The 23418-nt window shown below is 74.0% G+C and carries 19 protein-coding genes; 10 read left to right on the forward strand and 9 right to left on the reverse strand.

Annotated features, from left to right (window positions below; genetic code table 11):
* Nucleotides 1–30: 30 nt before the first annotated feature.
* From CHC11_RS00520 to CHC11_RS00535, 4 genes are read left to right on the forward strand one after another with little or no spacing between them, the layout of a single operon-like run.
* Nucleotides 31–435 (forward strand): roadblock/LC7 domain-containing protein, encoded by a 405-nt coding sequence (locus CHC11_RS00520; protein ID WP_089310240.1) that lies wholly within the window; start codon nucleotides 31–33, stop codon nucleotides 433–435.
* The gene (locus tag CHC11_RS00525) at nucleotides 432–794 is read left to right on the forward strand and encodes a DUF742 domain-containing protein (RefSeq protein WP_089309555.1); all 363 of its coding nucleotides are present in this window, start codon (nucleotides 432–434) and stop codon (nucleotides 792–794) included. The genes CHC11_RS00520 and CHC11_RS00525 overlap by 4 nt, the downstream gene beginning before the upstream one ends.
* Nucleotides 775–1416 (forward strand): GTP-binding protein, encoded by a 642-nt coding sequence (locus tag CHC11_RS00530; protein WP_425427261.1) that lies wholly within the window; start codon nucleotides 775–777, stop codon nucleotides 1414–1416. Before CHC11_RS00525 ends, CHC11_RS00530 begins: the two co-directional genes overlap by 20 nt.
* A complete protein-coding gene (locus tag CHC11_RS00535) occupies nucleotides 1413–2648 on the forward strand; it encodes a cytochrome P450 (protein ID WP_089309557.1) in 1236 nt (411 codons plus the stop codon). The genes CHC11_RS00530 and CHC11_RS00535 overlap by 4 nt, the downstream gene beginning before the upstream one ends.
* Nucleotides 2649–2698: 50 nt before the next feature.
* On the opposite strand, the gene CHC11_RS00540 is transcribed toward CHC11_RS00535, so the two are convergent.
* Nucleotides 2699–3532: a cytochrome c oxidase assembly protein gene (locus CHC11_RS00540; protein ID WP_245918637.1), complete on the reverse strand. Its 834-nt coding sequence runs from the start codon at nucleotides 3530–3532 to the stop codon at nucleotides 2699–2701.
* Nucleotides 3529–4077, reverse strand: coding sequence for a DUF2243 domain-containing protein (locus tag CHC11_RS00545; protein WP_089309558.1), 549 nt, complete (start codon nucleotides 4075–4077; stop codon nucleotides 3529–3531). The genes CHC11_RS00540 and CHC11_RS00545 overlap by 4 nt, the downstream gene beginning before the upstream one ends.
* A 98-nt stretch (nucleotides 4078–4175) precedes the next feature.
* On the opposite strand from CHC11_RS00545, the gene CHC11_RS00550 reads away from it, so the two are divergent.
* Nucleotides 4176–5339: an acyl-CoA dehydrogenase family protein gene (locus CHC11_RS00550; protein ID WP_089309559.1), complete on the forward strand. Its 1164-nt coding sequence runs from the start codon at nucleotides 4176–4178 to the stop codon at nucleotides 5337–5339.
* Nucleotides 5340–5368: 29 nt separating this feature from the next.
* The gene (locus CHC11_RS43235; RefSeq protein ID WP_089309560.1) at nucleotides 5369–5914 is read left to right on the forward strand and encodes a TetR/AcrR family transcriptional regulator; all 546 of its coding nucleotides are present in this window, start codon (nucleotides 5369–5371) and stop codon (nucleotides 5912–5914) included.
* A gap of 7 nt (nucleotides 5915–5921) precedes the next feature.
* On the opposite strand, the gene CHC11_RS00560 is transcribed toward CHC11_RS43235, so the two are convergent.
* From CHC11_RS00560 to CHC11_RS00570, 3 genes are all read right to left on the reverse strand, one after another.
* Nucleotides 5922–6329 (reverse strand): hypothetical protein, encoded by a 408-nt coding sequence (locus CHC11_RS00560; protein ID WP_143226868.1) that lies wholly within the window; start codon nucleotides 6327–6329, stop codon nucleotides 5922–5924.
* A gap of 194 nt (nucleotides 6330–6523) precedes the next feature.
* Nucleotides 6524–8074, reverse strand: a complete 1551-nt coding sequence (locus CHC11_RS00565) for a protein kinase domain-containing protein (RefSeq protein WP_342749950.1) — start codon at nucleotides 8072–8074, stop codon at nucleotides 6524–6526.
* Nucleotides 8067–9497: a DUF4407 domain-containing protein gene (locus CHC11_RS00570; RefSeq protein WP_179278618.1), complete on the reverse strand. Its 1431-nt coding sequence runs from the start codon at nucleotides 9495–9497 to the stop codon at nucleotides 8067–8069. Before CHC11_RS00570 ends, CHC11_RS00565 begins: the two co-directional genes overlap by 8 nt.
* Before the next feature lie 289 nt (nucleotides 9498–9786).
* On the opposite strand from CHC11_RS00570, the gene CHC11_RS00575 reads away from it, so the two are divergent.
* Genes CHC11_RS00575 through CHC11_RS00590 form a run of 4 tightly spaced genes read left to right on the forward strand, consistent with a single transcriptional unit; the run spans nucleotide 9787 to nucleotide 15440 of the window.
* The gene (locus CHC11_RS00575; protein WP_179278619.1) at nucleotides 9787–11178 is read left to right on the forward strand and encodes a hypothetical protein; all 1392 of its coding nucleotides are present in this window, start codon (nucleotides 9787–9789) and stop codon (nucleotides 11176–11178) included.
* 29 nt (nucleotides 11179–11207) lie between these two features.
* Nucleotides 11208–12170: a hypothetical protein gene (locus CHC11_RS00580; RefSeq protein ID WP_089309565.1), complete on the forward strand. Its 963-nt coding sequence runs from the start codon at nucleotides 11208–11210 to the stop codon at nucleotides 12168–12170.
* Nucleotides 12171–12180: 10 nt separating this feature from the next.
* Nucleotides 12181–14229, forward strand: coding sequence for a hypothetical protein (locus CHC11_RS00585; RefSeq protein WP_143226871.1), 2049 nt, complete (start codon nucleotides 12181–12183; stop codon nucleotides 14227–14229).
* An 11-nt stretch (nucleotides 14230–14240) separates the two neighbouring features.
* Nucleotides 14241–15440 (forward strand): hypothetical protein, encoded by a 1200-nt coding sequence (locus tag CHC11_RS00590; protein WP_089309567.1) that lies wholly within the window; start codon nucleotides 14241–14243, stop codon nucleotides 15438–15440.
* On the opposite strand, the gene CHC11_RS40980 is transcribed toward CHC11_RS00590, so the two are convergent.
* Genes CHC11_RS40980 through CHC11_RS00610 form a run of 4 tightly spaced genes read right to left on the reverse strand, consistent with a single transcriptional unit; the run spans nucleotide 15433 to nucleotide 23039 of the window.
* A complete protein-coding gene (locus tag CHC11_RS40980) occupies nucleotides 15433–18717 on the reverse strand; it encodes an SAV_2336 N-terminal domain-related protein (RefSeq protein WP_089309568.1) in 3285 nt (1094 codons plus the stop codon). The two genes, CHC11_RS00590 and CHC11_RS40980, sit on opposite strands and share 8 nt — an antisense overlap.
* A complete protein-coding gene (locus tag CHC11_RS00600; RefSeq protein ID WP_089309569.1) occupies nucleotides 18717–19661 on the reverse strand; it encodes an AAA family ATPase in 945 nt (314 codons plus the stop codon). Before CHC11_RS00600 ends, CHC11_RS40980 begins: the two co-directional genes overlap by 1 nt.
* The gene (locus tag CHC11_RS00605; protein ID WP_089309570.1) at nucleotides 19636–21591 is read right to left on the reverse strand and encodes a hypothetical protein; all 1956 of its coding nucleotides are present in this window, start codon (nucleotides 21589–21591) and stop codon (nucleotides 19636–19638) included. Before CHC11_RS00605 ends, CHC11_RS00600 begins: the two co-directional genes overlap by 26 nt.
* Nucleotides 21588–23039 (reverse strand): esterase/lipase family protein, encoded by a 1452-nt coding sequence (locus CHC11_RS00610; RefSeq protein WP_089309571.1) that lies wholly within the window; start codon nucleotides 23037–23039, stop codon nucleotides 21588–21590. The genes CHC11_RS00605 and CHC11_RS00610 overlap by 4 nt, the downstream gene beginning before the upstream one ends.
* Between the last annotated feature and the right edge of the window lie 379 nt (nucleotides 23040–23418).

Genomic DNA, 23418 nt, shown 5'->3' on the forward strand with positions numbered 1-23418 from the left:
GTCTGCGGCGGACGGCGCCCCGTGATCTCGATGAGCACCGATGAGCGTCGACTCGACTGGCTTCTGACGTCCCTCGCGGAACGGGCCCCCGGCGTCCAGCACGTCCTGGTGCTGTCCAGGGACGGTCTGAAGATCTGCCACACCCCCGGGCTGGACGACGACCGGGCCGACCAGCTCGCGGCCATCGCCTCGGGCATCCAGAGCCTGTCCATGACGGCCTCCCACGAGTTCGGCCGGGGCGTCGGCGCCGGCCAGTCGATGGTGGAGTTCCCCGGCGGGCTGCTGCTGATCATCCCGGCCGGCGAGGGGGCGCACCTGGCCGTGGTGGCCCGCGACGACGCCGACGTCGGCCTCGTCGGGCACAGCATGAACGAGCTGGTGGAGCAGATCGGCGGCTACCTGACCGCGGCTCCGCGCACGTCCGCGTCGAGATGAACCCGCGCCCCCTGGACCTGGACGATCCGGACCGGCTCTACACCGTGACCGGTGGCCGCAGCAGGGCCGGCGACGCGGACCTCGACCTCGTCACGCTGGTCGTCGCGGAGAACGACCCGGCGCCGGGCATGCAGTCCGAGCACGTCGCGATCCTGCGGTCGTGCCGGAACGAGCCGGTGGCGGTGGTGGAGCTGTCCTCCCATCTGCGGCTGCCGGTGAGCGTCGTGAAGATCCTTCTGCTCGACCTGCGCGACACCGGCCACATCACCGTCCGCCATCCGACGTCGGCCACCGCGACGACCCACCTGGCCGACCTGGACACCCTGAAGGAGGTGCTCGTTGGACTCAAAGCCCTCTGACCGCGCACCGGACCCCGCGCCCGCGGACGACGTGCCGCTGCGGCGCAGCGTCCGGGACGCGCTGAAGATCGTGATCGTGGGCGGGTTCGGCGTCGGGAAGACCACCATGGTCGGCTCGATCTCCGAGATCCGCCCGCTGAGCACCGAGGAGGTCATGACGAAGGCCGGCGTCGGCATCGACGACCCGAGCCGCGTCGCCGACAAGCGGACCACCACGGTCGCCTTCGACTTCGGCCGGATCTCCCTGGACGCCCACCGCGTGCTCTACCTGTTCGGCGCTCCGGGCCAGCAGCGGTTCTGGTTCATCTGGGACCAGCTGTTCTCCGGCAGCCTGGGCGCGGTGGTGCTGGTGGACACGCGCCGCCTGGAGGAGTCCTTCTACCCGCTCGACCGGCTGGAGCACCACAAGATGCCGTTCGTGGTGGCGGTCAACCGGTTCGAGGGCCCCGAGCCGCGGCCGTCGCTGGACCGGGTCCGCGACGCGCTGTCGCTTTCCGGGGGCGTCCCCCTGGTCGACTGCGACGCCCGGCAGCGCGACTCCTCCAAGAGCGTGCTGATCACGCTCGTCCGGCACCTCACCACCCTCCACGACCCCGCCGCGCTCCAGGAGGCCGCGCAGTGACCGACGAGACCCTCCGGCCCCCCGCCGACGAGAACGCCGTCCGCCTGTACGGGGAGGACTTCGACCAGCGGCCGAAGGACTTCTTCGAACGGATGCGGCGCGAGCACGGCCCCGTCGTGCCCGTCCTGCTCGAAGGCGACATCCCCGCCTGGTACGTGATCGGGTACCGGGAGGTCAACCACGTCACCGGCAACCCCGCGCTGTTCGCCCGCGACACCCGGCGCTGGAACGCCTGGGACATGGTCCCCGAGAACTGGTCGCTGCTGCCGTTCGTCGGCTGGAACCCCTCGGTGATGCTCGCCGAGGGCGAGGAGCACCACCGGCGCAGCGCGGCGATCAGCGACGCGCTGGACGCCGTCGACCGCACCGAGCTGGCGGGCATCTGCGAGCGCGTCGCCGACCACCTGATCGACGAGTTCGCGGGGGACGGCGAGGCCGACCTCGGCCGCCAGTTCGCCGACCGGCTCCCCCCGATGGTGATGGTCGGGATCTTCGGCGTCCCCGACGCCGAGGTGCCGGACATGATCCGCGACATCCAGGACGTGGCGGGCTCCGACGAGAACGCCGTCGCCGCCTACCAGCGGCTCCAGGAGACCATGCGCCGGCTGGCCGAGACCCGCAGGGCGCACCCCGGCGCGGACGTCACCTCCCGCCTGCTGCAGCACCCCGCCGGCTACACCGTCGACGAGCTGATCAGCGACCTGATCCCCATGCTCAGCGCCGGGACCCTGCCGACCGGCCACTGGATCGGCAACACGCTGCGGCTGATGCTGGTGGACGACCAGTTCGCCGTGACGCTCCAGGGCGGCCGCGGCAGCGTCACCCAGGCGCTCAACCAGGTGCTGTGGGAGGACACGCCGTCCCAGAACAACATCGGCCGCTTCGCCGTGCGCTCCTGCGAGCTGGCCGGCCGCAAGATCCGTCCGGGCGACATGCTGATCCTCGGCTGGGCCGCGGCGAACGCCGACCCGCAGGTCGCGCCGCCCGCGCAGGGCGCCGGCGCGGGGAACCGCGCCCACCTGTCGTTCGGCCACGGCGACCACGGATGCCCCTACCCCGCCCCGGAACTCGCCGAGGTCGTCGCCAAGACCGCGGTGGAGGTCCTGCTCGACCGCCTGCCCGACATCGAGCTCGCCGTGAAACCGGACGAACTCCTGTGGCTCCCGTCGTTCTGGGTCCGCCGCCTGGCCGCCCTCCCCGTCAGATTCACCCCGGCCCTCACCCCCCGATGATCCCTGACCGGGGTCTCGGGGTTTGATCTGGCGGTGCCGGCGTCCGGGGGCTAGGCCGGGGCGGGGCGCTCGGCCGGACGGCGGGTGGGGCGCCAGGTGGCCACGAGGGCGAACGCGAGCAGGAGTTCGGCGACGTCGCCGCCGTAGTACATGAGTTCGGCGCCGCCGCGTACCTGGGCGATGGGCGCGTGGACGTCGATGAGGAAGCCGCCGTAGATGAGCTGGGAGACGGTCGCGTGGACGGCGACCGCGGCGCCCAGGACCACCAGCCGTGCCAGGACGCCGGGACGGGACGGGGCGGGGTCCGGGCCTGCGATGACCCAGGCGAACAGGCAGCCCGACAGCAGGAAGTGGACGTGCAGCGCCATGTGCAGCCCCGGGTGCTCCATCGCGGCGTTGTACAGCGGGGTGAAGTACACCAGGGGCAGAGTGCCCGCGCTCAGCACCAGCGCGGTCACCGGGTGGGCCACGATCCGCAGGGGAAGGCTGCGCAGGACGCCGGTCATCCGCCTGGCGCGGGCGGCGGGAGCGGCGCGGAGCAGGACCGTGATCGGGGCGCCCAGCACCAGCGCCACCGGCGCGTACATGCCGATGATCAGGTGCTGGAGCATGTGCCCGCGGAAGTCGCGGCCGGCGAAGGCGTCCACCGGGGCCGACAGCGCGAGCGCGAGCAGCGCGCAGCCGGCGAGGAAGGCCGCGGCGCGCGTCCGCCCCGGTCCCCGCTCCGGATTGCGGCGGCGGCCCCGCCGCCACAGCGCCAGGTAGCCGGCCGCGACGAGCGCCACCGCCACCAGAGGCAGAACGGTCTGCAGCGAGGACGCGCCGCCGTCGTGTTCGTGCATCGGGTGACCGGCCGCCTGGAGCAGCGGCATGGCGGGCGTCATCCGGCCGGTCCGAAGTTCGGAGTGCGCGCTCCGGACGGGGACAGCGGTCTGGCGCTGCGCTGGACGAGGTAGCCGGCGGCGACCAGCACGGCGCCCAGAAGCAGGAACCCGATGTCCCACCAGATCTGGTGAGGGCCGCCGTGAACGTGATGGATGCCCAGTATCTGGTGGTCGACGATCCCTTCGACCAGGTTGAACAGACCCCAGCCCACCAGGATCCAGCCCCACAGCGCCGCTGAGGTCCACACCCGCCGGCGGTCCCGCGTGACCCGCGAGTACAGGAGGGCGAGGCCGGTCAGGACCGACAGCCAGCACACGACGTGGAAGATGCCGTCCCACACCGTGTTCATCTCCAGTCCCGACACGGTGTGGGGCGAGTAGTACTTCACCCCGATGTTGTCGGTGTCGGTGCTGGTCAGCATGTGGTGCCACTGCAGCACCTGGTGCAGCAGTATGCCGTCGACGAACCCGCCGAGCCCGACACCGAGGACGATCCCCGGCAGTCGCAGATTCGCCGGCGTCTCGTCCGTGCGGCCTTCTCGCATCGTCCCCTCCCTTCGTCGGCGTCTACCTACCGCTGGGTCCCGGACTAAACGGGAGAGGGGTCGCCAACGGAACATACCTGTGAGTATGGTTCCGTACCATGGAGTATGGAGACGGAATCGTCCGCCGTGTGCGGGACCTCGCGCCGGCGTTCGCCGAACGCGCGCGGATCGCCGAGGAGGCGCGGCGGCTGCCCGAGGAGACCATCGCCGACCTCGCCTCGGCCGGGCTCTTCGCGATGCTGGTGCCGAAGCGGTTCGGCGGGGCCGAGCGCGGGTTCGAGGAGATGGCGGCGGCGTGCCGGGAGGCGGGCGCCGGGTGCGCCTCGACCGGGTGGCTTTCGGTCATCTACACGCTGCACAACTGGATGGTCGGGCTCTTCCCCGAGCGGGCGCAGGCCGAGGTCTGGGCGGACCGGCCGTACGCGCTGATCCCGTGCGTCCTCGCGCCGACCGGGACGGCGGCTCCCGCGGACGGCGGGCACCGGGTCACCGGGCGCTGGTCGTGGGGCAGCGGGGTGATGCACGCCGGGCACGTCATGGTCATGGCGCTGGTCACCGCGGGCGACGCGATCGAGCCGAGGCTGTTCCTGCTGCCGCGCGAGGAGGTGAGCGTCCACGACGTCTGGCAGACCAGCGGGATGCGGGGCACCGGCAGCAACGACATCGAGGTGGCCGACGTCTTCGTCCCGGCGCACCGGTCGGTGCCGCTCCTCGACCTGGCGGAGGGGCGCTCGCCCGGGTCCCTCGTCCACTCCGCGGCGCTCTACCGGACGCCGCTCGTGCCCGTGTTCGCGCTGACCGGCGCCGCGCCCGTGCTCGGCGTGGCCGAAGGCGTGCTGGCGCGGTTCGCCGAGCGGACGCGGGGCCGGGTGATGGCCTACTCCGGGGAGCGGCAGCGCGAGACGACCGGCGCGCAGATCCGGCTCGCGTCGGCGACGGCGGACCTGGCCGCGGCCCGGCTGCTTCTGGAGGACGCCCTGGGCGGCGTCGTCCGCGCCGTGGCGGAGGGGGGTTGCGATTTGCGGCGGCGGGCCGGGGCGCGACTGGTGGCGGCGCACGTCGCCGGGACCGCGCGGCGGGTCGTCAACGACCTGTGCTCGGCGGCCGGGGCGAGCGCGCAGTTCACCGACTCCCCCTTCCAGCGGGCGCAGCGGGACGTGAATACGATCTCCGGGCACGTGGTGTTCGAACCGGACGCGGCGTACGCCCTCTACGGCAGGATCGAGCTGGGTCTGGACCCCGGCCCGGTGACCCTGGTGTGAGGGCGTCCGCCGGCGGAGACGGGGGTGGGATGACGGCCCGAACGAGGACGGCGCGGCCCAGGGTGGCGCGGCGCGACTGGATCGAGGCCGCCTACGGGGAGCTGGCCCGCGCCGGCGAGCGCGGCGTGGCGATCACCACGCTGGCGGCCCGGCTCGGCGTCACCAAGGGCAGCTTCTACTGGCACTTCCGGGACCGCCCGGAGCTGATGCGGGCGCTGCTGGACCGGTGGGCGCACGAGCGGACCGACGAGATGCTCGGGCTCGCGCTCGGCAGTACGGCCGACCCGCGCGAGCGGCTGCGCCGCATCCAGGCGCTCGGCCGCGAGGTCGCGCCGATCGACCGGGCGATGCGGCTGTGGGCCCAGCACGAGCCCGCGGCGGAGGAGGCGGTGCGGCACGCCGACCGGGCGCTGCTCGGGCACATCGCCGCGTGCCTGGAGCACCTCGGGTTCGACGAGGAGGAGGCGCGCCTGCGGGCGCAGCTGATGCTGCGGGTCTGGGCCGGCGGCTACCTCGTGCCCGGGACCGGGCCCGACCCGCGGGAGCGCATGCTGGAGATCCTCCTCGCTCCCTAGCCGGGCCTCACTCCCGGCGGACGAAGCCGTGCCGCGCGAGCACCTCGGCGAACTGCCGCCCGGCCGGGGTGAGCTCCCTGCCGAGACCGCGGCAGGCGGCGCAGCGTTCCTCCTCCGGCTCGTCCGGGCGGGCCTTCATGTGATCGTCGATGGCGCGTTCCACGGCGGTCACGATGGTGGGCTCGGCGCCCTCGGGCGCGGCGACGGGCGGGGCGCCCGGGGCGGGACGCAGCACGTGGGCGCGGCGGGCCGCCTGGGCGACCGCGATCAGCTCGCCGGCCCGGCGGTGCCAGGCGAGCCACTGCTCGTTCGGGGTGCTGCCCGTCCCCCCGCACACCGCGCAGTCGTCCTCCAGCGCCTCCAGCAACCGCGACAGGAGCCCGGCGCTCGCGGCCCGGTCACCCACTCCGGTCACCCCGCGCAGGCTTCACGAATCCCTGTCCATTCACGCTCGCCTCGGTCGGGCCCCGCGGGGGCCCCACTCCCTCGTACGCGCGCCGGGGCCGCCGGGTTCGGATCCGCGCCGGTCATCGCGTTCGCTTTGATCAACTCGACGCAGATGCGATACAGCAGGCTCGCCCGCATGTCGTTCTCCTCACTGAGGGATGCTCACCGCAGCCGCTCCACCCGCACCCGGACCGCGGGGGCGAGCCTTCGCACCAGGGCGTCGGCCTGGTCGCGGGGAAGCCCCCGCAGCAGCGCCGCGATGGCCGGCGGGGGGACGTATCCGAGGGCCCCGGCGGCGCGCGGCACCGGCATCGCGGCGAGCAGGCGCGCCGCCTCGGGCGGCGGCAGCGCCCCGAGCATCCAGGCGGCCGTCCGCTGGTCGGCCTGGGCGGCGATGCGCGCAGCCTCACCGGGCGGCATCGCGGCGAGCACGGCCAGCGCGCGGCTCCCGGTCATCCGCCCGAGGGCGCCGCCCGCCCGCTCCGCGGTGAACATCGGCAGGATCAGCGCGGTCGCCTCCGGGGCGGCCGCCATCGCGTCGAGGATCCCGCCGAGGGACGCCGGCGGCAATGCCGCGAGGATCAGCGCGGCGCGGTGGCGGGGCAGCGCCAGCAGCGCGGGAGCGGCGGCCGCGGGCCCGGCCTTCGCCACCGTCCGGGCGGCCTCGTCCACCGTCATGTTCTCGACCAGGGCCGCAGCGCTCGCGGGGGGCCTCGCGAGCACCGGCGGCGCCGCCCCCACGGGGCGCGCCGCGCGGGCCGCGTCCGGCCTCCTCGCCTGCCCGGGTGGCCCGGCCTGGTCCGCGTGCGGCGCCCGCGCCTTCGCCCCGGCCTTCGGCGCGCGCTCCGCTAAGCGGGGAGGCGCGGGCCGCGGGGCGTCCCGCAGCACCTCCTCCAAGGCGGCCCGCAACCGGGGGGCGTCGGACCGCGTGGCCGGGTCCTTGTCGAGGAGCCGGGTGATCGCGTCGGCGAGCGGCCCGGGACGGCTCGACGCCGGCGCTGGGTCGTTCACGATCGCGTAGAGGGTGGCGGGGACGTTGAGGGCGTCCGAGCCCCGCCGGAACGGCGAGTGGCCCTCCAGCGCGAGGAAGAGGGTGACCCCGAGCGACCAGAGGTCGGAGGCGGCCGTCGCCTCGTGGCCCGCGATCTGCTCGGGGGCCATGAACTCCAGCGTTCCGAGGACGGTGTTGGTGACGGTGAGGGACGCGGCCCCGGCCAGCCGCGCGATGCCGAAGTCGGCGAGCAGGACGCGGCCGTCGGCGGCGAGGAGGATGTTCGCCGGCTTCACGTCGCGGTGCAGGACGCCCGCGCGGTGCACCGCGTCCAGCCCGTCGAGCGCCCACCGGCCGATCCGGGCGATCTCCCACTCGGCGACGGGGCCCTCGGCGACGAGCTCGGCGAGGGTGCGGCCGTCGATGAGCTCCATCACCAGCCAGGGGACGCCGTCCTCGACGAACAGGTCGTAGATCTCGACCACCGCCGGGTGGCCGACGCGCGCCAGCGCCTGGGCCTCGCGCCTCGCGCGCGCGACGATGGGGCCGGCCTCGCCCGGGCGCCCGGGTTCGAGGTTGATGGCCTTGAGCGCGACGCGCCGGCGCAGCACCAGGTCGTCGCCCACCCACACGGTGCCCATCCCGCCGGCGCCGAGCCGGGACAGGACGCGGTAGCGGCCGTTCAGCGCGGAACGGCGCCCGGCCGCCGGCGGCTCAGAAATCGTCGTCGTCGGTGTAGAGGGGCTGGCCGTCGGAGCGGTCGGACGGGTCGACCGTCCGGGTCACGCGCGTGTCGAGCGCGTTGCGGATCGCCTCGTGCTCGCTGGAGGGGACCATCCCGTTGCCGGTCGCTTCCGGCCGGGTGCCGGCGGGGTCGCTCGGCCCGGAACTCCATTGCGAGGCGTCCTCACTTTCGTCTTCGGCGGGAGGGGAGCCCGTTTCCGGGTTCCCTCCGGGCGGCCGGACAGCGCGCCATTCCCCCTGTTCCCTTTGGCGCTCGTCCCAGATTTCCTGAACGGACCCCCCCGATTCGGTGCCGAACAGGTTTCCGGGCACCGGAACGATCTTCTTCTTGGCCTCCCGGAGTTCTCTCCTGGCCTCCAGCGCGAGGATCTCGTCGTAATTCGATGTCCTCTGCAGCAGCTTGACCGTTACCGGAAGGCACTCGATGAGCAGGAACAGCAGGAACAGCAGGATGCGGGCGCCGTTCAGGACGACGTCCTTGCCGGAGACCTCGTCGAGTGCCTGCAGTCGGATCAGCAGCCCGTCGGTGTTGCCGTTCTGCGCGTCGAAGGCGTGCTGGAGGGCGGCCTGCCGCCGCTCGTCGGCCGCGAGCCGCTGCCGGGCCGCGGGCAGGTCGGCCCCCGCCTGCTCCAGCCTGGTGCGCTTGGCCGCCTCGCCGGTCGCGGTCAGCTCGCGCTTGCGGTCCTCGATCTGGCCGTTCACGTCGTCCACGCGCTTCTTGGCGTTGCGGTAGGCGGTCTCGCTGGCCGCGGCGAGCGGCCCGGCGCCCTTCTTGGGGCACTGCGGTCCGCCGTAGAGCTGGCACTGCCACTGCCGGTAGTCGCTCTGCATCTGCTTCTGCTGGTCGTCGCGCTGCCGGGTGAGCGCCCGGATCCGGACATCGGATGCGGGGTCGAGCGGGACGTCGCCCTGGGAGGCGATGACCTGCTGAAGGGCGGCCACCGACTTGCGGTCGAGCGCGACCTCGGCGCCGATGGCGCCCCTCTTCTGGTCCAGCGCGAAGTCGTCGGCCCGGCGCTGCTTGATCTCCACGATCTGCGCGTCGATCTCCGCGCGGAAGATCTGCAGCACCAGCGGGGTCGAGATCACGAAGCCCAGCAGCACGGCCATCGCCACCCGGGGCAGCACCAGCTTCCAGCGCCGGCCGCCGGTGGAGGGGATCGTGGCGACCAGCCACCGGTCCAGGCTCAGGATCGCCAGGCCCCACAGCAGCGCCAGCGGCGCCGCGGCGAGGGGGTTGACGCCGATGGCGCTGGAGAGGGCGAACCACATGGAGATGGCCGCCAGCGTGCTGGTGGTGAGCACGGCGCCGCCGATGCCCTCGAACTTGCCGCGCTCGGTCGGGCACTGGTCGAGAACCGAGGCCCGGGCGCCGGAGAGGGTGATCAAAATTCTGCGCAATTCGGCCCCCGCTCGCGCCGATGGTTGGAAGGGATAAGCATAAACAGCGGACTCAGGCTCCAGTGCGGCGCCGTCCGCATTTGACGTCATTGGCCAGATCAGGCCATTGAGGGACTGGTAATGCGATCCCATGCAGCACAATCGTTGCAGTCTCGCGGCCAGGGGCCGGACACGAGTCCGTATTTCCACGGGGTGACGGGAGCCGCCATTGATCGAACAGAGTGGGGAGCTGCGCGAAAGCCTCAAAAATGCGATCAGCCAGCATTCTTCGCAAAAGCCCCTTCTGGTGGTGGACGCGACGGCCGAGAGCCTGGACGTCCACGAACTGGTCCGGCTGGAGAACGGGGTGCCGTCCGGCCGCACCTGGCGGACGCCCTGGTCGGGCCTCGTCAGGTACGAGCAGCTCGACCGGCAGGCGGTGCTCGACCGCGTCCCGCGCCTGCACGACGCGCCGACCGTGCTCCTGGCCTGCACGTTCACCTCGGGCATGCGGCCGCTGCTGGCGCACGACTGGCTGGCGGCGCAGCGGCCCGACGCGCGGACGGCGCGGGTGAACGGGGCGTCGGTCACCGAGCTGCTCCGCGAGGTGATCGCCGAGGAGCCGCTGAGCCAGAGCTACGAGCTCGTCACCGTCCGGGAGGCCGGGTCGGGGCGGCCGGAGCTGTCCGGCCTGCTGCTGTTCCCGGTCGGGTCACGGCGCGGCGACCGCGAGTCGCTGACGCTGCGCTGCGAGCCCGCCGGAGAGGACGGAACCGTGTTCGCGGTCATGGCGTGGTCGCCCGAGCGGGGCACCCTGAGCCTGGTCTCGCGGCGGCGGATCCGGCTGGCGCCCGGCCGCTACCGGCTCAGCGCCGAGCTGCGGGGACCCGGGCGCATCGGCTTCCACGGGCTGCCCGGCCCCCTGCTCCGCGAGGAGCGCAGCACGGAGGAGCTCGTGGCCGCGCTGCCCGTGCGGCTCGCCCCGGCGGCGCCGCGCGCCCACCTCGTCTGCGCGGTGGAGGCCGCCGCGCAGCAGGACGAGGCCGACGGGGGGCCCGGCGCGGTCGCCGCCCGGGTCTCCCGGGTCCGCGAGGTGATCGAGGAGGTGGCGGCGGGCCCGCGCCCGGGGCTCACGGTGTCCCTCATCGCCTACGGGAGCCATTCCTACGAGCGGCGCCCCCGACACGGGCCGGTCGACGTGGTGCTCTGGAAGTCCTCGCCCGACAAGGCGCTCACCGCGCTGGACGAGCTGGCCGCACGCCCTCCGATACCGCCCGGCCACCCCCGCGCGGCGCCGGTCGAATGCGTTCTGGCGGAGGTGGAGGCCCGGCTCGCCGAGCGTGTCCGCAGCGCGGAGCCGTCCGGCCCCGGCGCCCGGGGCGCCGAGCCGGAGCGGACGGCGCTGCTTCTCGCCGGCTACCGTCCGCCGCATCCGCCGTGGCCCACGCCGGGCCTCCTGCCGTGCCCCGCCGGGGTCGACTGGGAGGAGGCGCTGGTCCAACTCGTGCACCGGCGCCGCGTGCGGGTCGGCGCCATCTGCGACCGGCCGGAAACGCGGTCCCATCCGGCGTGGGCGCGGATCACCGGGCGGTCCCCCCGGGCGGGAGCGGACACCGGCCGCCTCTCGGACCTCGTGGCCCGGCTGGGCCTCGGCCCCGACGAGGGGTACCGCGTGCCCTTCCCCATCAGCGAGCCGTCATGACGTCCACCCCCGGAGGGACAAGGTCGAGGATGCAACCGGAACAACAGGAGCGCGCCGCCACGCAGAACATCGCGATGTGGGGGGCGGCCGGATGCGGGAAGACCACCTTCCTGGCCGCGCTGGACATCGCGCTGACCCGGATGAACGGCGACTGGAAGGTGGTCGGCGCCGACGGCGGCTCCACCGCCGTGCTGACCGACCTGACCAGGTCGCTCGCCGACAGGCGGCAGTTCCCCCGGGCGACCGAGGCCATCGAGCACTACAAGTGGTACCTGGTCGGCCAGCGTCCGGTCCGCACCGGACGGCTCCTCGGCCGGCGCACCGTGACACGCGAGAGCATGATCGGCCTCGACCTGATCGATGTGGGCGGCGAGCTGTTCGGGCGGGGCGGGAGCGCCGGGCGCGGGCTGCTCGACAACCTCGTCCGGAGCCGCGGCATCCTCTACCTCTTCGACCCGATCCGCGAGTACGAGAGGGGCGACGCGTTCGAGAACCTGCACGGCATGCTCGCCCAGCTCTCGCAGCGGATGCTGGCCGCCGACGCGTTCGTCGGCGGCCGCCTCCCGCACCACCTGGCCGTGTGCATCACCAAGTTCGACGAGGTCAGCGTGCTGAAGACGGCCGACAGCATCCGGGCGCTCGGCGTCGACCCCGACGACTCCTTCGCGTTCCCCCGGGTGGTGGAGGACGAGTATGCCGAGCGCCTGTTCGAGAGCCTCTGCGGGGTGTCGGCGAGCGGCAACGCCGAACTGGTGCTGAACAAGCTGAAGCAGTTCTTCCTTGAGGACCGGATCAGGTTCTTCGTGACCTCGGCGATCGGTTTCCACCTCGCGCCGGGCGCCGACCGCTTCGATCCGCGCGACTACCAGAACCTCGTCCCCGACTCGACCTCGCCGAGGGGCTACCGGATCCGCGGCGGGGTGCGGCCCATCAACGTCGTGGAACCGCTGCTGTGGCTCGCCCAGTCCCTGTCCGCCGATCAGCAAGGGTGAGGTGGCGACGATGAGCACCGCCATGGTGCCGGTGACGCCGGAGTGGGCCCTGTGGGGCAAAGATCCCCAGGAACGCGACTTCCGGCTTCTGCGATGCAGCGACATCCGCCTGGGGGCGCACGACTTCTCGGAGATCATTTCCCGGTACTCGCCGGGCACCCACACCGATCTGCCGCAGGTCGCGATCAGCTGGACGCGGCTCGGCGAGGAGATCTACCTCGGTTTCGCCATCCAGGAGTGGTCGAACGAGGACGACCGGCTCGGCCGGGGCATCGCGGTCACGCGCTACTTCGGCATCCCGTACTACCGGCTCGAACGGCCGATCTCCTACGTGGACCTCTACGAGGCGCTCGCCGACCGCGACGCCACCGACGGCGCGCCGATCAGCGTGCCCGAACTCGACCCGCACCAGATCGCCGACCGCGTCGGCCTGGAGGCGCTGGGGGCCGCGGCGCTCCTGCTGACCCGGTCCCCGGTGCAGCTGGAGGGCGCGGAGGGCGTCCCCATGGTGGAGCGGCTGGGCTTCCTGGACACCGTGGCCGCCCTGCTGCCCTACGCGATGCGGACCAGGCTCTCCGCCGCGACGTGGGTGAGCAGCACCTCGGAGCACAACTTCAGGCTCGCGTTCAGCAGCCACGCGCGGGAGGGCGCGCTCACCGTCAGGTGGGGCGACCCGCCGGTCCTGCCCCCCGCGGCACGGACCGCGCGAACCTACTTCGACGTGCTCGCCCGCCAGTCCGACCTGTCCCATGTCATCAGGGAGCTGGCCCGGATCGGCAAGCCGATGGGGTTCGATCGCGGCCACGTCCGGGCGGCTCTCGGCCGCCTTCAGGACATCGCCGGCTCCCCCGCGCAGCGGCCGGCGCCCGCGGTCAGCACGGACGCCGACCCCGTGGAGGTGCTGCGCGCCTACGCCGAGGCCCGCCGGGAGGGGCGCGGGGACGCGGCCGAGCACTGCATCGACCGGTTGGAGCATCTGCGGACGCGGATCTACACCGCCGAGCAGCGGAGCCGTCACCGGCAGATCGTCAGGGCGGACAGGCTGCTGGACGCCTCGGACACGCTCGAACCGCCCCGGCAGCTCCAGCTCTACCAGGCGCTGCTGCAGATGGCGTACGGGAGCACCCTGAGCGAGTCGCACCTCGAACAGATCGAGGAGGACGCGGGGATGATCCACGGCCTGCTCCTGCGGACCCTGGAGAACTACCCGGGCGCCGACGCCTACTCGGACCTCCTCGTCGCCGTCATGTGCGGCGACGAGGGCCGCCGGAGGATCCTCGGCAGGCTCGACAGCGAGACGCTGATCGCCACGGCCGTGCAGGAGCCGGTCAAGGTGGTCATCTTCGACATGGTCTTCAACGAGCTCGTCCGGCGGCTGGTCGAGGAGGACGACCCGGCCGTCGGTCCGCTGTGGCAGCACGCCTACCTGGCTCATCCGCTCCGCAGGCGCTTCCCCGGAGACGACCTGGCGCAGTTCGACTGGCTGTGCAGGCTGCTCGCGGCCGCCTACGGCCCGCAACTGGGCGTCAAGGAGTTCGAGGAGGTCGTGGACGGGAGCCGGACGCCCCGGCCGACCACCGCGCTGTTCGCGGCCGCCCTGTGGCTGTACGGGATCGCGCCCGACACCCGGGAGATGCTCTTCGAGGCGTTCTTCGGCCGGATGCTGGAGTCGGCCACGCTCGGCCCCGAGGTCGCCGAGGGCGTCAACGCCGTGCTCCAGGGCACCGTGGCGGCCGAGCAGGCCCGGGGAGGGCCTCCCCGCCGGCTTCCCCGCGGGATGGGGCGGCTCGTCCAGAGACTGCACCTCGGGCGCGACGCGCCCGAGGTCCCGGAGCGGCAGGAGGCCGCCCCGCCCGCGGGTGCGCCGGCTCCGGAGTCGTTCGGCCAGGCGCCAGGAGCGGACGAGCAGGCCGGCAGATCGCCCCAGCAGGACTTCGAGACCCGGTTCGGCGGCCAGGGCCCCTGGCTCGTGACGGTCGTCCTGGTCGTGTTCCTGGTGGCGCTCACGCTGGTGCTGCTGTCCGCGCAATGGCTGCGCGTCCACGCCCCGCCCCCCTGATCGGAGACCGCATGCCGCAGGACGAGACGAGGGTCACCGCCGAGTGGGCGCTGTGGGGACTGGACCGGGACTCCGGCGCCCGCGGCGTGCTGGCCGTGAGCGGGGGACGGTTCAGCCGGGGCAACTTCGCCGAGATCGTGCACCGGTACCACACGGGTGTGCCGGCGGAGCTGCCGCAGGTGACGATCGGCTGGACGCGGCTCCCGGACGTCCCCTACCTGACCCTCGCCATCGAGACGTGGTGCGGGGCGGGGGCCGCTCTGACCGCCGACTCGGTGACGCGCGTGTTCTGCGTCCCCTTCGGCCCGCTCGCGCGTGCCCGGGTGTCCTACGAGTCGCTGTACCGGGCCTTCGCCCCCCTCGATCCCCCGATGGACGGCGCCGCGACGGTCGTACTCCCGGCGGGCGGACCCGGGAAGCCGGCCGCCGGGCCCGCGATGGGCACCGCCGCGACCCTGCTGTCCGGGGAGGGCCGGCACGTCGCCATCGAGGACGCCGGCGCGCTGCCCATGCTCGAACGGCTGCGCTTCCTCGACGAGGTGGCGTGGCTGCTGCCGTACGGGATGCGCGCCCGGCTGTCGGTCTCCACCTGGACGAGGAGCACTGCCGAGCACCGGATCCGGCTGTCGTTCACCGACCACGCGCCCACCGCGTCCCGGGCCCTCGTCTGGGACCGGCCGCCGGTTCTGCCCGCCGGGGCGGACGTGCCCGAACGGTACCTCGCACTGCTGGCGGACTTCGCCGACTCCCCCGGCGTCCTCCAGGAGCTGGCGAGGGCGGCCGACCCCCTGCCGTTCACCGATCCCCGCGCGGCGCTCCAGGCGCTGAAGGCGGCCGTGGCCGTGGCCACCGGCGAGGCGCCCGACATCGAGACGCTGCTCACCGTGTGCCGCGACATGCTCCGGCAGGAGCGCCACGAGCCGCTGGTGACCGCGCTCGGCAAGCTCGAAGGCGAACTGCGGTCCGGCGACGTGCACGAGAAGCGCGATCTGCACCGCAAGATCATCGACGACCTCGGGCTCATGGCCGACCACGCGAACCTCTCCGGCTCCATCGCCGTGCTGTTCTACTCGGTCCTGCTGCGGCTCACGCACGGCCCCCGGCTCGGCGACGCCGCGACCGAGGAACTCCTCGGCTCGTTCACCGACCCTCCGGCGGAACTGCTGGAGGCGCTGCGGCAGCTGTCGGCGGGACCCCGGCCGGTCAGATGACCAGCGGGAACGGCAGCCGGCCCGCCATCGGCGGGACGAGCCGCAGATCGATCGCGAGCCGCTGGACGTCGACGACGTCGAGGGGGACGGGCGGCGCCCCGCCGCCGAGGTCCCGCCAGGGGCCCTGCGGCCGCAGGGCGGGATCGTCGCAGATCGCCGCGACGGTCATGCCCGGGCGCGCCCTCAGCCTCCGCAGGGTGTTCTGCCAGTCGCGGCGGTTCGGGCACGGGAGGATCTCCGACGCGGTGACCCGCGCCGGATGCGGCGGCCGGTCGCCGACCGTCACCAGTGCGGTGCGGCCCCGGGGCCGCCGGGGAAGCCTCTCGTCCACGACGGCCAAGGCGTCCTCGACCATCGCCGCGTCAGGGTAGGTCACCGGCAGCGGGGGCCGCTCCACGGCCGCGCCCAGCGCCGCGCGGGCCGTGCCCGCGTCGTCCTCCCAGGTCAGGACCGTGGGGAGGCGGTCGAGACGGCCGAGCCGGTCGCGGTAGTCGTGCCGGCCGTAGACGACCAGGGAAACGCTCAGTCCCTCCGGGGCCTCCCAGCCCAGGAGCATGGCGAGCTGGTCGACGCGGCTCAGCCGGTCCGCCACCCGCTCGCGCGTACCGCTGACCTCGACGAGGCAGATCAGGTGCAGGGGGCGCGGCCGGGGATCGTAGCGATCGGGGACGGCGGCGACGATCCGCGCCCAGTCCCGGCGGTCGGCGGACAGGCCCTCCAGCCCGCCGAACCCGACCAGTCCGGGGCGCCTCAGCAGCGCCACGAGATCGTGGTGGCCGGCCCGGATGCGCGCCGACCGGATCGACATGACGCGGAACAGTCCGTCGGGGCCGTGCGCGCCGACCGCGAAGGCCGTCCCGCTCTCGGTGCCGGGTTCGCAGCGCACCGATACCGGCACTCTGTCGTCGCGGAGGGCGCCCGGAGCGAACAGCGGCACGGGCGTGAGCCGCAGCTCCCCCGCCCCGCCGTGGGGGGCCAGGGCCACGAGGCTGTAGGGCTGGCGGATCGGCTCGCGCTCGACGACGCGGCGCAGCCAGCCGGCGACGTCGGCGTCCGGCGCGGTGACGATCTCGGCGTCCGGCCGGGCCTCGCGGACCAGCGCGGACGCCCGGTCGGCCTCCGCCATCCCCTCCGGTGCGGTGCGGACCGCCGCCAGCGGGCCGCGGCCGCCGGTCAGTCGCTCGATCCGCGGGGCCGCCGCCTCCCGCGCGTCCAGACCGGTCCAGGGTTCGGTGGCGAGCCTGCTGGGGTGCGGGGTCCCCATCGCGTCGCGGTGCACCCGGTAGCGGGTGACGCCCTCGACGCCGATGTCGAGGACCGTGAGCGCGTCGTCGCCGTCGACCGCCGCCATGTGGCCGGCCAGCGCCGCCACGGGCGCCGGCAGCGGCGGGAGCGCGCGCGGGCCGGACGCGGTCCGCGCTGCGGGCACCACCGCGCGGTCGAACGGCGCGGGCTCCCGGGACACCGGGTGCGCGGGGCCGCCCACCGGGTGCCGGGCGGGCGGGAGCACGATGCCCTCGCCCGGCGGGCGGCCCGCGGCCGGGAAGACCGCCGGCCCCGTGTGCTCCGGCCCCGTGTGCTCCGGCCCGGTCAGCACCGCCAGCCGGTCGGCCATGTTCCGCCGGAGCTGCGCGAACGGCTCGGCCTCCGGGGCGATGCCGGACGTCCCGCCCGGATATGGGACGAGCGCCCGCAGGTCGCCGCCGAGGCCGAAGTTGCGCTGCAGGTGGTCGGAGGCGACGTCGAACGCCTTGAGCTCCTCCAGGTGGCCGACCTGCTCCCGGAACCTCTCCGCGGCGGCGGGCAGGAACCGGTAGCTCTCGCGGCCGGCCGGCTCCAGCAGGCCCGAGACGAAGATCTCCGCGCGCTCGGTCAGCCCCGTCTCGGGGGCGAGGTGCTCCTGCAGGATCTCGATCAGCTGCGGGGACAGCGTCGGCGCGCACGACAGGACCTGCGCGAGGTGCACGGCGCGGGGCGACGCGCGGCGCAGGAACGCCGCGAGCAGCTGCCCGTCCCGGTCGTCCAGCCGGCGGTTGTACTCGCTCGGGCGCTCCGCCGGGCCCGTCCCGGGCACCGCGGTGGAGATGCCGTCCGCCCAGGCCGCGCCCGAGGTGAGGGCCTCGGCCCAGCCGCCGAGCCCGGCCGGGTTCAGCCCGACCACGGGAAGCGGCAGGCCGGCGGTGCCGGTGACCCACCAGCCGCGCTCCACGGTGTAGTGGGCGTTCGGCACCGGCGTGCCCGGAGCGCCGAGCCGCATCCGCAGGCACGGCTCGCCGACCGCGGTCTCGCCCCAGTAGCGCCGCGGGAGCACGTGCAGGAGCGCCGTCGGCATCACCGCCGCCCAGGACTCGATCGTCTCCCAGATGTCCCGGACGTACCAGTGGTCGCCGACCGCGTCCGAGGCCAGCAGCACGAGACGGCGGCCGGACGGGTCCTTGAGCCGGTCCGGCGGATGGTGGGCCCCGCCCGCGTCGACCAGGCGGGAGCCGTCGCGGCGCAGGACGAGCCCCCACCGGGCCACCGAACGGAAGGCCCCGCTCTGCACGAAGATGTGCTCCAGCTGCGTGAAGGCCCGGTCCCAGATGCGCATGGAGGAGCCGGTGTCGACCACGAGGGCGACGTCCAGCGCGCGGACCGGAGGGCGGTGCGTCACGACGACCAGCGGCTTGGGCGCGCAGGCGCCGGCCCGCGGGGGCGCGGCCCTGGCGGACAGGGCCGCGGTGACCCATGCCTCGGCCGTGGCCTCCACCGTGGCCGCCTCGTCCGGCTCCAGCGGCCCGGGGCGGACGGCCCGCCGGAACGGCCGGAGCGCGCGGGTCAGCTCAAGGGCGTCCCGCAGCGGGCGCACGCCCCTGAAGCCGACGCCGGTCACCGGGACGAGCGGGTCCGGCCGGCCGGCCGAGCCGCCCGGACCCGGGGCGGCGTCCTGGCCCGCCGGGCCGTCCGCATCAGCGGAACCGCCCGCTTCCGGCGGGCGGGCCGCGCCGTCCCCGATCCGCTCGGAGGGCGTGTCGCCCGGGAACACCGGCTCCACGACCGTGGCGGGCGAGCCCGGCCCGGCGGCCTCGGGCGGTCGCGGCCGGGTCGCCTCCTGCCGGACCGTCGGCGGAGCCGGGACCACCCGCAGGGGCGACGACGTGCCCGGGGCCGCCCGGCCGGCCGAAGGGGGCGGCGGGTCCCGGGCCAGCCACAGCAGGTCGAGGATCTGCTCGGCGTCGAGGCCCGCGTCCCCGCGAACCAGGCCGAACTCGGCGAGCGCGCGTGCCAGACCGTCCATCACTGCTCGTTGAGGTCGTCCAGCACGATCTTCTCCAGGCGGGCGCGCTCCTCGGCGCCGAGGTCGTGCCCCGTCACGAGGTACACCATCTCGAGGAGCTGGTTGACGGCGAGCTTCTCGCCCGTCCGGAGCCGGCCGGCGAACTTCTCGATGTCGTCCCGGCACGCGCCGTCGATCTCGGGCAGGTGCTCTTGCACGATCCTGGTGAGCAATGCGGCGTCCGGTCTCTCGATCTGGAAGCGGATGCAGCGGCGGAGGAAGGGCGGGGCGAAGGTCCGCTCATTGTTGCTCGTCAGCACGATGACCGGGTAGTGCCGGCGGGTGACCCTCCCGTCCCCCACGTCGTAGGCCCGGCCGTCGGCGCCGGTCACGCGGAACGGGCCGCCCTTGCTGCGCATCAGGGGCGGGATGTCGAAACGGCCGCTCTCCAGGACGTTCAGCAGGTCCCCCGGCAGGTCGAGGTCGCTCTTGTCGATCTCGTCGATGAGCACGGCGCGCGGATGGCCGGGATCGGCCAGCGCCGTGCCGAGCGGCCCGAGGCGGACGAACTCGCCGATGGGCGCGTTCCCGTCGGCCAGCTGGGCGGCGTGCAGGCGGTCCAGCGCGTCGTACCGGTAGAGCCCGTCGTTCACCGTGCTCTTGGAGGTGATGTGCCATTCGAGGACCTCGCCGAGTTGCAGCTCGTGCGCGAGCACTCCGACGAGCGTGGACTTGCCCATCCCGGCCGACCCGCTGATCAGCAGCGGCCGGCGCAGGTGCAGCGCGGCGTTGACGGCGTCGTCCAGGCCCGGGAGGGGGACGAACACCGGGGGTCCGGTGCCCTCGGCGCGGCCGCGCCAGGGCGGCAGGTCGGGGATGGCGTGCCAGGCCGGCAGCGGCGCGCCGTCCGGGCCGGTACCGCCGGGGCGGGGCCTGCCGTCACCGTGAAACAGTTTCCAGGTCACCGTCGCTCTCCTCCGGGGGGTTCTGCAGGCGGGCCAGGGGCAGGTCGAAGCCCGGGCGGCCCGTGGGGTCGTTCCAGATGATCGACGGAGGGTTCGCTCCGTTGCCGCCGTTCAGAAGCTTCTCCGGCAGCATCTCGCGGCGCTGGTGCGCCTCCAGCTCCTCCCAGTGCCGCCGCGTGATCTGCACGACGCCGCCGGGGCGGTGCCACACGATGTAGCCGCACCCCGCGGCCAGCAGCCAGCCCAGCGCCTCGGTGCGCACGGTCTCGTCCTCGACGGCGAGCACGCAGGGCCGCTTCGCGTTGGCCTCGTCCGCCAACCAGGCGGAGACGGCGTCGAAGCTGCCGGCCTCGTCCGGCGAGAGGGTGGGCGGCGAGTGCTGCCACGCCGCCTTCGCCCTGCCCGCGCGGTCCTTCTGCCGCTGCCGGTCGCCGGGGTCCAGCACGTGCCTCACCCAGCGCAGCCTCGGTTCGTACTGGCGGCTCAGCGGCTCCCGGTAGCCGGTCGGGAGCGGGACGAGGCTCTGGTGCTCCAGGCCCTCGGTGAGGAAGCGCAGGGGCGCCACCAGGTCGATGACCATGGGGGCGTTCTCCAGCTTCTTCTGGAGGTCGCGGATGAGCTCGTGGAGCTTGCCGGGGAGCTCCTCCGGGGACCGGCACTCCGTCTTGACGAGCGCGTGGTCGATGTACGAGCCGTCGCCGTCGGCGGCCTCCAGCAGGCCCACGGGTTTCGGCTCCACCACCGCGCACAACCGGATCGGCCCGTCCCGGTCCGCGCCGATCGTCTCCTCGCCGAGGAAGATCAGCGCCCAGTAGCGCCGCTTGCAGTCCCGCAGGAACTCGGCCGCCTCCCGCTCCAGGCCGTGCTCCATCACCCACGCGTTGAGCGCCGGGTTGCCGAGGCCCGCGCCGTGGTACGCCGCCACCCGCAGCAGGAACTCGGTCAGGGAGTCGGGAACCCGGTCGTAGCCCGTCAGCGCCGCCTCGACGAGCAGGACGTCCGGGCTCTGGGTGTCGACCACGCGGTCGGTGGCCTCGTAGAAGAACCAGCGCGCGTGCCGGAGGCCCGGCGTCCCCCCGATCGCCTGGTAGACGGCCTTGGCCCGCAGCGCCCGCAGCAGGGCGGGAGCGGTCAGGGCGTGGTCCTGCGTCTCCCGGTCGAAGGCGATCTCCTCCAGCCCGCCGACGTCCCACGCGGCGGGCTGCGCGGCGAGCCGGCCCGCGTACCGCAGGCGGACCTCGTCCCCGAAGGACGGCTTGGGGGCGGGGCGTGCGACGAGGGATCTGTCGACCTCGCGTACCGGGCGGTTGGTCACGTGAAGGGTGAAGCCGACGTCGACCAGCGTCGTCCCGTCCGACCTGAGGAGGGCCTCCCGGCCCTTGGCGCAGGCGTCCTCGAAGCCGAGGCGGCGGCCGAACGGAAGCGGCGTGAGGGCGGTGGGCTCCACCGCGAGCCACCGCCTCGCGAGGTTCTCGCGGACCTGGTCCGGGGTGGGCTTGCCGAGGCCGTCCGCGGTGGGCACCCGGCCCCAGATCAGGACCGTCTCGTCCTGGTCGATCCGGGCGTCCGGGAGGACCACGATCGCGTGCGGGCCCTCCTGGAGACCGAGGAGCGCGATCAGCGGCCGCAGCCCGAGCTGCAGGCACAGGCCGGCGAAGGCGACCGACAGGTCGAGGCAGTTGCCGCGCTTCTCCGTCTCCACCATCTGGTACGGCTGGCGGATCGTCTGACCGTTCAGGTTCCAGGTGTAGAGCGGCCCGTCGTAGTCCAGCCGCAGGTCGAGCAGCTTCGTGTAGGCGAATCCGGCGCGCTCGATCACCGGGAGGGGAAGCTCCCGGCCCGCCCCGCGCATCAGCTGGTACTCGTCGGGGACGGTGAAGACCGCGAGGTCGGCCGGGTTGGTGGGCCACCACGTCCAGTCCGCGCTCACGAAACGTGCACCACGTCGAGGAGCCCGTCTCCTCGGGGAGAGGCCGCGACCGACAGCGTGTAGAGGCCGGGCCGCACGAGTCCCAAGGGGATCGCGAACGAGCCGCCGTCCTCGACCACGGTGGTGGCGGGATCGCCGGTGCCCGGGGAGGGTCCGGCCGCGAACCGGAACCACAGCGTGTCGCCCGCCTCGAAACCCTCGGCTCGGCCCGCGACGGTGACCGGCTCCCCGGTGAGGTAGGCGTCGGCCAGGTCGAGACCCAGCGCGCGTGCTTCCGGCGGGCCGAAGTCGTCGGGCTCGGCCTCCTCGCGGGCGTGGGCGGGAGCGGGGGTCTCCGGCCGGCCCGGGGACAGGACCGGCCTGTGCCGCCCCAGCCTCGACAGGTCGTAGCCGAGCATGCGGACCAGCTCGTCCACCTGGTCGCCGCCGTGTGCGAGGCCGTTGTGCGTCTGGTTGCAGTAGACGGGCGGGACCTCCTGGTAGACGGCGGGGCTGGCCGATACCGCCGGGACGGTGCCGTCACCGCCGGAATCCTCGGCGGCGGCGGCCGCGAGCCCGACCGCCTTCGAGACCTCCAGGCGCCCGCCCGGGTGGAGGACGGCGTGCTGCGCGGTCCGCTGCCCGTATCCGATCACCGGGCGCACGACCGACAGCCGCTCGTGCGGGGCGTTCAGCTCCAGCAGGAACTCCCGCGAGGCGCGGGCCCGGCCGGCGTCGAGCCCGGCGATCGCACCGGCGAGCTCCGCGACCCGGCCGGCGGGCGGGACGCGGCCGTTCCGCGCGTCGGTGATCACCGGGTAGAGGGGAAGCAGCTCGTAGACCGACGGGAGGCGGTGCAGCGCCTCCATCAGATGTCCGAGCGGAAGCCGTTCGGACGGGACGGGCCCGACCCGCGGCCCGTTGGCGAGGGCGTCGAGGGCCTTGACGGCGCCGCGGAACGGCGTGCCGAGGGTGTAGACGCGGTGGCAGTCGCGGCGGACGTCGTGGCGGCGGACGTAGTCGACCGCCACGAGACCGCCCATGCTGTGCGCGACGAAGATGACCCCGGCGGCGGGGGACCGCTCGCGCAGGGCCGCGAGGCGCGGCGCCACCGCGCCGGCGAGCCCGGCGGAGTTGACCGCTACCGGACGCCGCCAGTCGTAGGCGAATTCGAGATAGTTGGCGTCGTCCAGCTCGAAGTGCCGGCGAAGGCTGGACCGCAGCTTCTGGTAAGGCCCGAGAATCCGGGAAAACCCGGGTACCGGAATGGCCATCAGATCGTGCGCCTCGACGCCGTCTTCGTATTCCGGATCGTCCAGCCGCGCTTCGGGCGAGGCAAGTCGGCCGGGGTTCGCGATGGCCCGCGCCAGGGCGGCGCCCGTTCCCCAGATCTCCTCGTCTCCCCTGCGCAGGGCACTACCGCCGAAGCCGGGCAGGAGGACCAGAAGGTGCGGGAGAGCCCGCCTCACCGGTCGTCCGAGCCGGCCCGGGATGCTCCCGTATCCGCTCGCCACGAATGCCCGTCCCCCGTGGATCGGCAACGTCTGGGCGCAAATGCTACATCGCACATATCCGCCAAGGACATGCTTTGGCCGCAATGGTCCACCCGCCCGGAACGAAATTTATCGATCATGAGATCGACAATGCGGCGGCAGATGCCCAGAATGTGCCTTATAGCACGCCTGGCTCCCCGCGGGCGCGGGACCGGCCGGCGGGCACCGCCGCACGCCGGCCCGGACTCGGCCGTGCGTCGTGACGGGGGAAGCCCCTATCGTGGTACTGCCCGCGCCCGTACCGTCCGGCCTTGGCCGGGGGCGGCGCGGCGGGGCCACCGGGGGCCGAGGTGAG

The sequence above is a fragment of the Actinomadura mexicana genome (assembly GCF_900188105.1).
GTDB classification, from domain to species: Bacteria; Actinomycetota; Actinomycetes; order Streptosporangiales; family Streptosporangiaceae; genus Spirillospora; species Spirillospora mexicana.

Bases quoted from the DNA above. Each gene is read 5' to 3' on its own strand.
- CHC11_RS00520 (WP_089310240.1), top strand. From the start codon at position 31: ATGAGCACCGATGAGCGTCGACTCGACTGGCTTCTGACGTCCCTCGCG.
- CHC11_RS00525 (WP_089309555.1), top strand. From the start codon at position 432: ATGAACCCGCGCCCCCTGGACCTGGACGATCCGGACCGGCTCTACACC.
- CHC11_RS00540 (WP_245918637.1), bottom strand. From the start codon at position 3,532: ATGACGCCCGCCATGCCGCTGCTCCAGGCGGCCGGTCACCCGATGCAC.
- CHC11_RS00545 (WP_089309558.1), bottom strand. From the start codon at position 4,077: ATGCGAGAAGGCCGCACGGACGAGACGCCGGCGAATCTGCGACTGCCG.
- CHC11_RS00550 (WP_089309559.1), top strand. From the start codon at position 4,176: ATGGAGTATGGAGACGGAATCGTCCGCCGTGTGCGGGACCTCGCGCCG.
- CHC11_RS43235 (WP_089309560.1), top strand. From the start codon at position 5,369: ATGACGGCCCGAACGAGGACGGCGCGGCCCAGGGTGGCGCGGCGCGAC.
- CHC11_RS00580 (WP_089309565.1), top strand. From the start codon at position 11,208: ATGCAACCGGAACAACAGGAGCGCGCCGCCACGCAGAACATCGCGATG.
- CHC11_RS00585 (WP_143226871.1), top strand. From the start codon at position 12,181: ATGAGCACCGCCATGGTGCCGGTGACGCCGGAGTGGGCCCTGTGGGGC.
- CHC11_RS00590 (WP_089309567.1), top strand. From the start codon at position 14,241: ATGCCGCAGGACGAGACGAGGGTCACCGCCGAGTGGGCGCTGTGGGGA.
- CHC11_RS40980 (WP_089309568.1), bottom strand. From the start codon at position 18,717: ATGGACGGTCTGGCACGCGCGCTCGCCGAGTTCGGCCTGGTTCGCGGG.